This is a genomic window from Vibrio genomosp. F10 str. 9ZD137 (genome assembly GCF_049974785.1).
Classification (GTDB): Bacteria; Pseudomonadota; Gammaproteobacteria; order Enterobacterales; family Vibrionaceae; genus Vibrio.
Genome location: NZ_JBNGCJ010000440.1, coordinates 1 through 11,718 on the forward strand (window position 1 = coordinate 1; position 11,718 = coordinate 11,718).

Below are 11,718 nucleotides of genomic sequence, written 5' to 3' on the forward strand. Positions count from 1 at the left end.
AACCGCTCTTCCGATCTACTTACTTTCCAGCCCCAGGCGTTGCAAGACAGAGGAAGTGAGACTGACCTTTCTGATAGTGATGCAGGGCCAGTTCGACGCACTCTGATTGCCACTGGCGCAAAGCTATCATGATAGTGCTAATGCCATTTTAATTGCTCTTATCTGACCAACCAATTTTGAACTTTGAATCTTGGTCTTGCTCCTTACATCATGTAAGCCTTCTTTTAAATGAGGGAACTCAGAACTAAGACCTTGATAGGTTTCAAACTCATGTAAGCAGGCTAAAAAGTCACTTTCACATTGCTCTAATCTTTCTTGAAGAACCGTTTTAGGCGAATTTGATTTGCTTTCATAAGAGCTGTTATGGTTTTCGCTGACTTTGGTAGTGCTGTTGTTTTTCGAGAGTTCCCAGGTTGTTTTTGAAAACAGCTCAGTCTTTTGATACGTCACTTTTTTGGTGCCTTTAACGCTTACTTTACACAGTAGCTGTTTATTTTCTAGGCGTAGGATATGTCGGTACACCAGTCGTCTTGCTGCTGCATTATCGACTGTGGAACCAGCGAGAGCCAGATATCGATCCCTAAGTTCTAATACAGAGAAATCATCAAGTTGATCCTCAATGAGAATTTGATAGAGAAACGGAATTAGATGAATTGGCTTACTGGACATTTTGTTTACCGAAATTTCGAGTGGGATTTTAAATGCGGATTATAATCCGTGGCTTTATATGCCGCAAGTAAGGATAGTTTTCATTTTAACTTGGATTAAAAATGAAAGACTTAGCGGTTAAATTTGGCTCGAAATTACGTGAGGTACGCAAAGAAAAAGGCATCTCTCAAGATAAACTCGCGCTCATTGCTGATATAGACAGAAGTTACGTTGGCCGTATTGAACGTGGTGAAGTGAATATTACACTCGAAAAAGTGTATGGCTTGGCACAAGCCTTAGAATGTAATGTTGTTGAGTTGCTGCCAGCGCTTTAGAGTAAAAGTGTATTCATACCATTCAAGAACCATTGCGGTTGTCGTTAAGTATCTTGTATACGCTGTTTCTTGAAATACCTAGCACACTAGAGATCTGTGTAATTTTTTGATGCTCAGAATGCATACTGATAACTTGTTGCTTTATTGCGTTCGAGAGTGGTTTCCTACCTTTGTATTTTCCTGCGGCTTTTGCTGCCGCGATTCCTTCAAGTTGACGTTCTCTGCGAATGTTTAATTCAAACTCGGCAAAGACGGCCAACATATCGAGAAACGCTTTTCCGGATGCAGAATCTGTTGAGATAGGTTGTTCTAAAGCGGTCAGTAGAATTTGCTGCTCGTTAAAGGTTTTGACCATCTGCTGCAAATCTAGCACAGATCTAGCGATACGGTCGATTCGTGTAATAACGAGGGTATCACCGGCTCTTAGGTATTCCATTAGGTCCACCAAACCCTGACGTTTGATGTCTGACCCCGTCGAAGTATCAGAGAAGATTTTGATACAACCTGCTTCCGTGAGTTTCTGAATCTGAAGATCTAATGATTGCTCTGTAGTGGAAACTCGTGCGTAGCCGACCTTGCTCATTGAATTTGCTCATTTAGCATCTAGACTTATTGAAGATAGTGTCATTTAAAGTGTTTATCCACTCTAAATGAACATTATTGAGAGGCGATGAGTTTGTTAACTTAGGGTATACCTTAAATGAAGGCTTGTAGCCGCATGATGTGGAAGCCACTCGTTTAGAAAAAGAGGAGACGTCATGAATTTTCGAGATCCTGAGCTTATTCTTGTTAAGCGTTTTCGTGGCGGAAAGAAATCCTATTTTCAAGTGAATTCATTTGATACCGAATGGGTGTCATTACAGGATATAGAGCATGGCGAATGCTTTTCCTTTAAACGATCACAATTAGAAAGCCATATTAACAATGGTCTTCTTATCATTACGGCCAAAAATAGTGTTCCCGACGTTTTGTTCATCAATGCCGTCAAAAAGAAAACCAAGCCTATCGCCGTTGGAAAGAAAGCGGCGAATAAAATGGAGGTAGAGCGTCGATATTTCTATGTGCGCAAAGTACTGGATTCTGATCTTCCTGCATTGTCAGCAAATCGGCTAACACCGTGGATTAGTAAGGTAGCTGCAGAAATCGAAGATAAATCCCCTCCATCATATAAAACACTCATCCGATGGCTTAAATCGTTTAATGAATCGGGATGGAAAAAAGCGTCGCTGCTCCCACGTCATCATAATAAAGGTAATCACTCCAATCGATTGCCCCCTGAAGTAGATCAATTGCTATCTCAGGTTATCGTTGAGCATGCTAGGTCTTCAGTGAGAATTAATATAGGCAAAGCACATCGAGATTTTATTGAGCGAATGGGACGGCTGAATGAGCGTCGATGCAACGAAGGGCTACCGATGCTTACTCCAAGTAGCTATGAAACCACATTACAGCGTTTCAGAAAGTGACCATCTGGTTGTTTATTTCTGTAGCCTTATAACGGGATGAATAATGAATTTTAGAGATCCTAATCTTATTCTTGTGAAGCGCTATCGAGGTGGCAAGTGCTCTCATTATCAGGTGAGTGATGTGAGCCGAACTGAAATCACCATTAAAGATATCGAACATGGTGGCCACTTTTCCTTTGCAAAAGACCAATTAGAATCGCATATAGAAAAAGGGCTGTTGATCACCATATCTAAAGATACTCTCCCTGAAACCGTTTTTGTTAATCCCGTAGGCAAAAAGACGAAGCTCCAGAAGGGAAACCCCCAAAAAGCGAAGCGAGAATTGGAATACGAGAAAACAATGGAAAGACGCTATGCGTATGTGAGGGGAGTGTTGGATTCTGATGTTCCGGCGTATACGGAAAAGCGACTTGTTCCTTGGCTTGCAGCGTTCTCAGCAAACATTGAAGATGCCAATCCGCCGAGTTGGCGAACGTTAGCAGAGTGGGTCAGCGTGTACGTTAAATCGGGTTGGCAAAAGAAAGCGTTAAAACCTGCTCATGCACTCAAGGGCAATCGAGCCCATTATATTGATGCCGAGGCCGAAAAACTCTTGCTACGCGTAGTAAAAGAGCATTCATTAAGGCATATCAGAGTGAATTACACGCAAGCACATAATGATTTCTTGGAGCTTGTAGACGGTCTCAATCAATCGAGAGTTAAGCAGGGATTGAAACCAGTTAAAGCGAGCAGCTATCGTACAACGGTTAACCGGTTTCAGGGGTGATCTAGTCAGATTTAGAGTCAGTAAATCTAAAACGCTAGCAGCAAATAATACAACTGAGGTTGAGCTTTCGTTGTATTAATCAATCTTCGTCTTCGTAATCCCCTGCATATTCATCATTATTAGGGTTTAACTGATCAGAATGGTTATCTAAGCTATCCCAGTATGCGTCATTGTTTGGATTCATACTGTCGCTGCGATCGTCGTTGGATGTTCTACCCATGGTTATTCTCCTTTGTTTCGCTTGTTGTGTTGAATTTGTTTTCCCCGATTCCCATGCACCTGGTCGTATTGTTTGTTCGTACCATTGGTGCCCTTGTTGGCATTTGGCATATTGGAGGAATTGTCCTGCGGTTTTGTTAGTGCCATCACTTTGTCCTTTGTTTAGGTTCGATAGTATTCTCTTATCAATCAGAGCCGAAAAAAGGGACATTTGGCTGAAATATGTTTAACGCAGAATGCAACCGTGGAATATTGTTTAATCACTTACCTAAACTACTGCTTATAGCCTCAAAGGTTGTTGAGTCGGACTCAGATTTGCTGGTTAAAATGGCGAGAGGGATAAAAAATGACTCCAATATCACTCACGATCATCAGTTTTTCCGAAAATTCAGAACTAATGGTTTGGATGTGGATTCAGTGGTTAGCTATTTTGGTAGTAGTTTTGTAGAAAGGGCGCAAGCGTTGTCTTCCGGTATTGAACCTGCACATATTGGGGCTTGGGTATGTGTGAAAGGAACTATTGATGGTTATCGTAATGGATGGCAAGAGAGCCATGAGTTAGCTAAATATTGGTCTTTTCTTGATGCACACTTTGACCTTGAATATCAATTTATAAAGCAGAATGCACAAACCAATAGTGTTGAGAGTCTTGCTCCTTATCTTAGGGAATGGTTTCTAGTCCATAAATTTGAGGCAGAATCTCCTACAGTGCAGTCCATTTATGAGTATATTATTCATATGGTTATGTATTGGGGCGCATTGTTTGAGCTTTACTTGGAGCTTGATAGTGAGTCACAGGAACACTCTATTTTGAGTAAATGTTTACCAAACAGCATGCCTAACTCTAAAGGCATAATGTTTTACCCGTCAGGGGAACTCTTACTACAAAATGTTAAACAAGGCTGGGCGAATGATCGTTATCAAAAAAGCGATATCAAATGGAGCGAACTTTACCGTGATGTCTTGAAAGCGCAGCATGATGATCCTGATTTAGCCATCGAAATTGATACTGTAGATCCTGATTTACAAGCTATAAAAAAACGCTTCGACCTATGGCGAAAAGGGCGTCCAATTACCTTGGAGAATGCTCGATGTTTTCTCTCCATCCTGCGCTGTCCTTATGCTAAAACAGAGCACGCCTTTACATTAAACAGCATACTCTTTGTGAATCTGTTTACGCATGTTCAGGTCGAATTGTTGAACGCGAAGATTGCTCCCGATAAGATCGTTGAGGCGTTCAAGCAATATCCCTCATTTAAGATGCTAGTTAGGAAGCGTTATGATCAGTTCGTCATAACAGGGCAGCTAGAAGCTTAATCAGTCATGAGAGTGATGATGGAAAGCCGATTTCTGCGTGATATATTTTGGTGGTCTTCGGCTCAAAGATCGCACAATGGGCCGGATTAGTATGTAGTGAAATGATGCTACTAAAAATTAACTATTTTAATTATAACAATTTCAATGGATTGTCGGTGTCAGTATGTAGAGTGCTATAAATTTATAACTTCTTGCAAGCATCACCTTCTACTGCTTTATCCTTACTTATCAAATGATTACCCTACAAATATAGCTCAGAAAGCCAATTGGTACTAAATAGTGGTACTAAACATGCGCTATCTTACTCAACGTTCTTCTTCAGGTATTTGGTACTTTTGTTATCAAATCCCAAACGCATTTCAAGCCCAATTCTACAATCGAACCGAACCCAAAAGATCCTTGCACACCAGAGATTACAGCGTGCTGTTTTACTTGCTCTTAAGCTAGAACTTAAACTTAGGCAAAAGATTGCTGAACCTGAAAATCAATCTGACCCAATACATACCAATGTCGGTACTTGAAACCATTGAAAGAAATAAAGAGTTTGGATTACTTACAATTATCGATGTTACAGCCGCTAGATACATACAAAGGTGCTCCAGTATATATAGCTGGGCGTGTAGGCACTTGGAACTCTCTAAAAACCCATTCGCAGAGTTATCGACTTCAATTAAAAATAACGACACTCGAGATGAAAAAGATCGAAAGAAGCCTTTTTAACTTACTGACTTGAAAGAAATCTTTTCACATGAGTATTTACCCTCGGTAAGTTAGGTTCTAAGCCCCGTAGTAGGCAGAAACTGAATGACCAGTATTGGGTTCACCTATTTGTCTATTGTCTTCTATGCGCCCAAATGAATGCTGTCAGTTGCGAAATGTCGATGCTTAGATTAGCAAAGCTACTAACCCAGAAGTGCCCCATTCCTTGTTTCGACTGATTCAACACACACTTCACCGAAGCTTCATTTGACTTACCTTTCCTCATCTAACTACGTGGCCAAATTTACTAATCCACTACAACCAGTGAGTACAAAGGTATAGATACAGCAAGTTGAGAGAAGATATACCTACTAATGAGGTAAAGAAAAGGGAGCAATTAAGCTCCCTTTATTGTTTCTGTGGCTATTTGATGGTGTCTAAGTGCTCAAGGTTCATCATTTCTGCAAAGTTACTATGATGGAAACCTCTAGTGTAGTTAATCTTAGTTGCGCTTAAGTGATGGATGACTTTTTCTCTTAACTCTTTACTAGTTTCAATCCCTGTTATCTGGACTAGTCTCTTGAAGTGCTTGTGCTGAGTTGCACGCACAAATAATGGAAATGCTTGACTGTGTTCTGCGTAATGTAAAGTAGCAGGATACCAGTGATTACTATGTACAGATGCCATCATAAGGAGAAGCAAATCGGCTTGCATTACGTCAGAGAAAGAGATGTCCTCTCTATCTGCTTGCATTTTTATTAACTCAGCTTCTGGTGAGTACAGGTTTTCCTTTGGTCGAAGTACCTTTTGTAAGTGCTCCGAGTGTCCAAAGAAGACCCTGAAGTCCGTGAAATTTAGCACTGAATTACGCTCGCTGATTGGCCGTAAATAGTTAGTAGAAAGTACTTCATAGAGTGCGTGGTAGCAGTTAGTGTTGATTAATGACGCTACGATGTACAAAAAGGTTTCGTAAATAAACACATCATGGGCTTCAAACCATGAATCATTCCATGACGAAATCTCAACTGGTTTACCCTTTAGTTCAATTAGTTGCTCTAATACTGCGATGATATCTTCAGTCAATGCTTCTTGATTTGTTGTTTGACTCTCAAGAATCACCCAGTCACATAATTGATTTCTCACAACCTTTAGTTTTCTACAATCTTCTAGCACTTTGTCTCCAAAGTTAGGTAGATCTGGTCTTTCTCTAATGCGAAGCTTATCAGAATAATCAATACAAGATTTAATGAAGTCTGTTCTACAAAGTTTTATGCTTTTCTTATCTTGAAGAATGGCTTGTTTAAGTGATTCAAACTTTGCAACGGATTCATTATTTGGTAAAGGTTTATCATCAGTAATGAAAGATGGAACAGCTCCTTTTTTAGGTTTCACATGAAGAGGTTTTCCATATAGTAATCTAACTAGTTGTTCCCAATTCTCATTTACATGTTCAGGACTAGAAAAGTTGATACCGATTCTAGAATCCATGAATACAGGAGCAATTGGTTCACCATCACTCTCACTAAATTCACATAAAATAGGAATAAACTTACTTTGTTTAACCTTTTTATAGACCTCACTGGAAATGATCATTGACTCTGTGCCGACCCCTGCAGCTCTTGCATCTGCTTTTTCAGTATATTTTCCATCACACACTATGAGCACATGGGTTACATCTTTATCTGTAACCATGCTTTCCATAAAAGAGTACTTATTATCCCCTTCATTTAGGTCATAAATATCTATGATTACGTCAACTCCATCAGCGATGAGTCTATCAGCCCAATACTTCACCATTTCTTGGTGTTGTTTACTGGACCAGCTATAAGAAATAAAGACTTTTGGCTCTTGCATTCAATTTATCCACAGTAGTTATATTATCTATAGAGTGGGTAATATAACGAAACTGAGTTCATAAAAGATTTAGTTGTGTCTCATTCTACTGATATCAAAAAATCCGATTTAACTACGGTGGTTATTTAGTTCAGCCAACTACTGTTTGACCCTGATTTCATATTAGTTGTACTGTGTCTATCAATGAGTTAGGTATAGGTTGTTTGATGAAAAAGTATCTAAAGTGGCTGGTAGTAGTTTTAATAGCAATAGTTTTGATAATGTTCTGTTACTGGTTCATAAAAACCAATCAATTTGAATTCAATAAACAGGATGTCAGAGATGTATTGAAACAAATCTTTGTCTATTCGTTTGCTGCTGGTGTAGCTGTGTGTGGTTACTGGTGGACTCAGGAGAGACAGCAAGAGAGGCATGATGACCAACTCTTTGAAGCTCGGTGGAACCAGGCCTTAGATATTCAATTATCAGCACTTGAAAAATTAGTTAAGATGCGTAGTGAGATCTACATAGCCCTAATGCGATTGGCTAGACAGGATTCATATAAGCTTATAGTTGATGAGGATTTTAGGGAACAGGTAATAATCGACATAGACGACTCTTTTCAAAGGATGTCAGATCATATTAATTTCTACCTTAATAGCGATGATTATTACTTATCAAATACTATGTTGGAAATGAGAATTACTCTCACAGAGCTTGAGTGCTATATAGAGCAAGTACTACCACTACCAGATAAACCTGAAGAGCATCTTGAACATAGTGTATATCTAGCTGTTAGATCACACCTGTTGAAAGTAATAAAGTTAGCCCAGTTAATGGATTGGGAGATTTGGACCATCAAGGAAGGGAAGATTCTTGAACGTTATGATGTGAGTCAAGATGATGACAGCCAATGGGATAAGCATGAACCAGAGGAAGAGTACATGAGGTGGAAGTTAAAGGAGTTTAAAAAAGAACGTAGATCACTTGGGCTGACTACTACATATGTAGTGTTAAATAAGGAAATCTACTAGCCCCTGATCTGCTCCAGTAAAACTGGACACTCGACTAAGCGAGTTACAATACTTCAATTAATTCATGCTTTGCTAAATTAGAAAGGGCGCAACTCAGAATAGCCATAACTCGTTTACGTCGGCATAACAGGCAACCAAGACTATTAAAGCAAACCACAGAATAAGATGATTTTTCTCTGTAGTTTGTTCTCGTTTCACTGGATTTCATACCTCTAAAATGATTCCAACCCACAAAATGTTTGCTCTATTTCCCATACAAATTAGTGTAGAAACAAAAAGTGATCCAGCAATAGGTATTGGAACAACTATCTAATTATTTCAACACTTTAAAACATTCAATGTCACATTAAAATCAAATAAAAAACCATCTATTAGATATCGAGTTCATACATACTCTCCTTTTTTTTATTCAAGATATTGATTTTTAAATATTTTAATTTGTTTTTAGGTGTCTTTATTGTGCGGATATTCAGCATGATAGCGCTGAATTTTGTGGTGTTTTGTGTTGTGGAACGCCATTAATATCTATTACGAACTAATTATTTATAAGAGATACCACTATGTCACATGATCCAGTAATCAATGCCCTACAAACCATTCGCGAGCGTAAACCCAATTTTGCACCAAAAGCCGCATTTATCTTAGGCTCAGGACTTGGCGTAATTGCTGATGAGTTAACAGATAAAGTCTGCATTCCATACGAAGAACTAGATGGTTTTCCAGTGAGTACTGTTCAAGGTCACTCAGGTGAGCTAGTGCTTGGAACAATGAATGGCGTAGACGTTGTATGTATGAAAGGCCGCGGTCATTATTATGAACATCAGACAATGAAGGTGATGACAACACCAGTACGTACGTTTAAGAAATTAGGTTGTGATCTTTTACTTGTAACTAACGCAGCTGGCTCGTTACGCCCAGATCGCATCGATGTTGGCTCACTAGTCATGTTTAACGATCACATTAATACCATGCCTGACTCACCAATGACTGGCGCCAATGATGAAGAATATGGTCCAAGATTCTTCAGTTTAGCAAATGCCTACGACAAAGATTTGCGCACCAAAATGAGAGTAACTGCAGACAAGCACTCCATACACTTAAATGACGGTGTCTTCGTTTCTTACACTGGTCCAAATTTTGAGACTGCTGCAGAGATTCGTATGATGCAAATCATTGGAGCGGACGTAGTTGGTATGTCAGTGGTACCAGAAGTCATTTCTGCTGCACACTGTGGCTTACCTGTCGTTGCTTTATGTGCCATTACAAATATGGCAGAAGGCTTAGGTGATGTTGAGCTATCACACGATCAAACACTAAAATGCGCCAAACTTGCTGAAGCGGATTTCGTCTCTCTTATCAAAGCATTTATGGCTGAAAATTTCTAATAGGAAGGTAACCTAATGTTTGCGATCGGATTTTTAGGGATAGCTGCTTTACTAGGTATTGGTTACGCAGCGTCTACAAATAGAAAAGCAATTAAGTTACGTACTGTCGGAGCTGCTTTCTTATTGCAATTGGTGATTGGTGCATTGGTATTATATGTACCTATGGGACGAGTTGTACTTGAGGGGATGTCACATGGCGTGCATGCCGTTCTGGACAGTGGTAAGGAAGGCATTAACTTTCTATTTGGTAACTTAGTTAACTTCTCAGTGGATGGCATTGGCTTTGTCTTTGCTTTAAATGTGTTGCCTTTGGTGGTCTTTTTCTCCGCGCTGATCGCAGTTCTGTACCATCTAGGTGTGATGCAATATGTCATTCGCATAATTGGTGGCGCTATGGCTAAGGTTTTGGGTACATCCAAAGCCGAGTCGATGTCAGCCGTGTCCAATGTGTTTGTTGGACAAAGTGAAGCTCCATTGGTCGTTAAGCCATACATGGCTAAAATGAGTGATTCAGAATTCTTTGCTGTGATGTGTGGTGGTATGGCATCAGTGTCAGGCACAGTTCTCGCAGGCTACGCAATGATGGGCGTACAGATGGAATACCTACTGGCCGCGTCATTCATGGCGGCTCCTGGTGGTGTTTTGTTTGCCAAGATGATCATGCCTGAAACCGAGACTCCGGAATACACGGTAAGCAAAGAAACTAACTTCTCCGAAAAACGTGCTGAGAACGTTTTAGGTGCAGCTGGAGAAGGTGCTGCAAGTGGCCTTAAACTAGCAGTTGCCATTGGTGGCATGCTGATAGCTATGATAGGCCTAGTGGCACTGGTTAACACTGTTCTTGGTGGCGTTGGCTCGTTCGTAGGTATGGATCTATCTCTGGAACTAATACTAGGTTGGATATTTTCTCCGCTGGCGTTTTTATTAGGCGTACCTATGGCTGATATTTCCATTGCTGGTGCAATGATTGGTAAGAAAATTATCATCAATGAATTTGTTGCTTACTCTGATTTCGCTCCGTATTTAAAAGATGCAAGTGTTGTACTTGAGCAAGGTCTTCACGTACTCGACGAAAAATCAAAAGTCATCATAAGCTTTGCGTTATGTGGTTTTGCCAACTTAGCCTCTATGGGAATTCTGATTGGTGGCCTGGGTACACTTTGCCCTGCACGTACAAACTTCATTGCTCGACACGGTTTCAGAACGTTGGTCGCAGCAAGCTGTTCAAACCTAATGAGTGCCGCTATCGCCGGTGTATTTATCTCATTTGCTTTTTAACCCCTCCGAATGGAAGAGCGCTCATTTCTGAGACGCTCTTCTATCCTTGATTAGTTACTAGGATTTTCAATGAACACACTTTCAAGCGTGGCCAAACACACAATTGGCCTTTTAGATCTGACGACGTTGACGAATATAGAAACAGACAACTGTATAATTGAACTGTGCCGAAACGCATCGACCCCATTTGGCTCTACAGCAGCGATTTGTATCTACCCAAGATTTATCCCGATAGCGAAAAAACAACTTAAAGTACAAAAGACAGAGTCAATCAAAGTGGCGACTGTCGTTAACTTCCCTCACGGAAACGATGACTTGGATATCGCGCTATCTGAAACTCGCGCAGCATTGGCTTATGGTGCCGATGAAATTGATATTGTTTTTCCTTACCGAGCATTAATGACTGGCAATGAACAGATCGGTTTCGAAATGATCCAATTAGCGAAATCGTTGTGTGGAGATGTTGCGCTTAAAGTCATCATTGAATCCGGTGAACTGGCAACAGAAAATTTGATCCGAAAAGCAACAGAGATCTCGATTCGTGCTGGTGCTGATTTCGTAAAAACGTCAACAGGTAAAGTTCCGGTCAACGCCACGCCAGAAGCGGCAAAGATTATGGTTCAGACTATTTACGATCTGGGTATGCAAGACAAGGTCGGTTTTAAAGCCGCGGGTGGCGTAAAAACCACACAAGATGCCAAAGATTATCTAGCATCTGCCGCTGATATCATGGGCGGT

General features: G+C 40.3%; 13 protein-coding genes. 9 read left to right on the forward strand and 4 right to left on the reverse strand.

The features are described from left to right. Nucleotides 1-126 precede the first annotated feature (126 nt). The gene (locus tag ACP45E_RS10460) at nt 127-669 is read right to left on the reverse strand and encodes a hypothetical protein (protein WP_017038666.1); all 543 of its coding nucleotides are present in this window, start codon (nt 667-669) and stop codon (nt 127-129) included. Between the two features lie 101 nt (nt 670-770). Between ACP45E_RS10460 and ACP45E_RS10465 the strand changes: the two genes are divergently transcribed. Next, complete coding sequence (locus tag ACP45E_RS10465; protein ID WP_017038667.1) at nt 771-983, forward strand: helix-turn-helix domain-containing protein; 213 nt, start codon at nt 771-773, stop codon at nt 981-983. 22 nt (nt 984-1,005) lie between these two features. On the opposite strand, the gene ACP45E_RS10470 is transcribed toward ACP45E_RS10465, so the two are convergent. Beyond that, a complete protein-coding gene (locus ACP45E_RS10470) occupies nt 1,006-1,566 on the reverse strand; it encodes a recombinase family protein (RefSeq protein WP_017038668.1) in 561 nt (186 codons plus the stop codon). 175 nt (nt 1,567-1,741) lie between these two features. Between ACP45E_RS10470 and ACP45E_RS10475 the strand changes: the two genes are divergently transcribed. Together ACP45E_RS10475 and ACP45E_RS10480 are read left to right on the forward strand one after the other, a co-directional pair. Beyond that, nucleotides 1,742-2,449 carry a helix-turn-helix domain-containing protein gene (locus ACP45E_RS10475; RefSeq protein ID WP_017038669.1) on the forward strand — a complete coding sequence of 236 codons (708 nt, stop codon included), beginning with the start codon at nt 1,742-1,744 and terminating at the stop codon, nt 2,447-2,449. Nucleotides 2,450-2,492: 43 nt separating this feature from the next. Beyond that, the gene (locus tag ACP45E_RS10480) at nt 2,493-3,215 is read left to right on the forward strand and encodes a hypothetical protein (RefSeq protein WP_017038670.1); all 723 of its coding nucleotides are present in this window, start codon (nt 2,493-2,495) and stop codon (nt 3,213-3,215) included. A gap of 79 nt (nt 3,216-3,294) precedes the next feature. On the opposite strand, the gene ACP45E_RS10485 is transcribed toward ACP45E_RS10480, so the two are convergent. Next, on the reverse strand, nt 3,295-3,435 hold the full coding sequence (locus ACP45E_RS10485; RefSeq protein WP_017038671.1) for a hypothetical protein: 141 nt from the start codon (nt 3,433-3,435) through the stop codon (nt 3,295-3,297). Nucleotides 3,436-3,656: 221 nt separating this feature from the next. Here ACP45E_RS10485 and ACP45E_RS10490 point away from each other — a divergent pair, with 221 nt between their 5' ends. Together ACP45E_RS10490 and ACP45E_RS10495 are read left to right on the forward strand one after the other, a co-directional pair. Beyond that, a complete protein-coding gene (locus ACP45E_RS10490; RefSeq protein WP_017038673.1) occupies nt 3,657-4,751 on the forward strand; it encodes a hypothetical protein in 1,095 nt (364 codons plus the stop codon). Nucleotides 4,752-5,042: 291 nt separating this feature from the next. Beyond that, a complete protein-coding gene (locus ACP45E_RS10495) occupies nt 5,043-5,198 on the forward strand; it encodes a DUF6538 domain-containing protein (RefSeq protein ID WP_426511075.1) in 156 nt (51 codons plus the stop codon). A gap of 675 nt (nt 5,199-5,873) precedes the next feature. On the opposite strand, the gene ACP45E_RS10500 is transcribed toward ACP45E_RS10495, so the two are convergent. Continuing rightward, a complete protein-coding gene (locus tag ACP45E_RS10500; RefSeq protein WP_017038674.1) occupies nt 5,874-7,304 on the reverse strand; it encodes an SEFIR domain-containing protein in 1,431 nt (476 codons plus the stop codon). A gap of 206 nt (nt 7,305-7,510) precedes the next feature. Here ACP45E_RS10500 and ACP45E_RS10505 point away from each other — a divergent pair, with 206 nt between their 5' ends. From ACP45E_RS10505 to deoC, 4 genes are all read left to right on the forward strand, one after another. After that, on the forward strand, nt 7,511-8,317 hold the full coding sequence (locus tag ACP45E_RS10505; protein WP_017038675.1) for a hypothetical protein: 807 nt from the start codon (nt 7,511-7,513) through the stop codon (nt 8,315-8,317). A gap of 560 nt (nt 8,318-8,877) precedes the next feature. Next, nucleotides 8,878-9,702 carry a xanthosine phosphorylase gene (gene xapA, locus ACP45E_RS10510; protein WP_017038676.1) on the forward strand — a complete coding sequence of 275 codons (825 nt, stop codon included), beginning with the start codon at nt 8,878-8,880 and terminating at the stop codon, nt 9,700-9,702. A 15-nt stretch (nt 9,703-9,717) separates the two neighbouring features. Further along, nucleotides 9,718-10,980, forward strand: coding sequence for a NupC/NupG family nucleoside CNT transporter (locus ACP45E_RS10515; protein WP_017038677.1), 1,263 nt, complete (start codon nt 9,718-9,720; stop codon nt 10,978-10,980). Between the two features lie 69 nt (nt 10,981-11,049). Continuing rightward, nucleotides 11,050-11,718, forward strand: a 669-nt coding sequence (deoC, locus tag ACP45E_RS10520; RefSeq protein WP_069584984.1) for a deoxyribose-phosphate aldolase, incomplete at its 3' end; no start/stop codon positions are given.

Bases quoted from the DNA above. Each gene is read 5' to 3' on its own strand.
- ACP45E_RS10475 (WP_017038669.1), top strand. From the start codon at position 1,742: ATGAATTTTCGAGATCCTGAGCTTATTCTTGTTAAGCGTTTTCGTGGC.
- ACP45E_RS10480 (WP_017038670.1), top strand. From the start codon at position 2,493: ATGAATTTTAGAGATCCTAATCTTATTCTTGTGAAGCGCTATCGAGGT.
- ACP45E_RS10460 (WP_017038666.1), bottom strand. From the start codon at position 669: ATGTCCAGTAAGCCAATTCATCTAATTCCGTTTCTCTATCAAATTCTC.
- ACP45E_RS10500 (WP_017038674.1), bottom strand. From the start codon at position 7,304: ATGCAAGAGCCAAAAGTCTTTATTTCTTATAGCTGGTCCAGTAAACAA.
- ACP45E_RS10515 (WP_017038677.1), top strand. From the start codon at position 9,718: ATGTTTGCGATCGGATTTTTAGGGATAGCTGCTTTACTAGGTATTGGT.
- ACP45E_RS10465 (WP_017038667.1), top strand. From the start codon at position 771: ATGAAAGACTTAGCGGTTAAATTTGGCTCGAAATTACGTGAGGTACGC.
- xapA (WP_017038676.1), top strand. From the start codon at position 8,878: ATGTCACATGATCCAGTAATCAATGCCCTACAAACCATTCGCGAGCGT.
- ACP45E_RS10490 (WP_017038673.1), top strand. From the start codon at position 3,657: ATGTTTAACGCAGAATGCAACCGTGGAATATTGTTTAATCACTTACCT.
- ACP45E_RS10485 (WP_017038671.1), bottom strand. From the start codon at position 3,435: ATGGGTAGAACATCCAACGACGATCGCAGCGACAGTATGAATCCAAAC.
- ACP45E_RS10470 (WP_017038668.1), bottom strand. From the start codon at position 1,566: ATGAGCAAGGTCGGCTACGCACGAGTTTCCACTACAGAGCAATCATTA.
- ACP45E_RS10505 (WP_017038675.1), top strand. From the start codon at position 7,511: ATGAAAAAGTATCTAAAGTGGCTGGTAGTAGTTTTAATAGCAATAGTT.
- ACP45E_RS10495 (WP_426511075.1), top strand. From the start codon at position 5,043: ATGCGCTATCTTACTCAACGTTCTTCTTCAGGTATTTGGTACTTTTGT.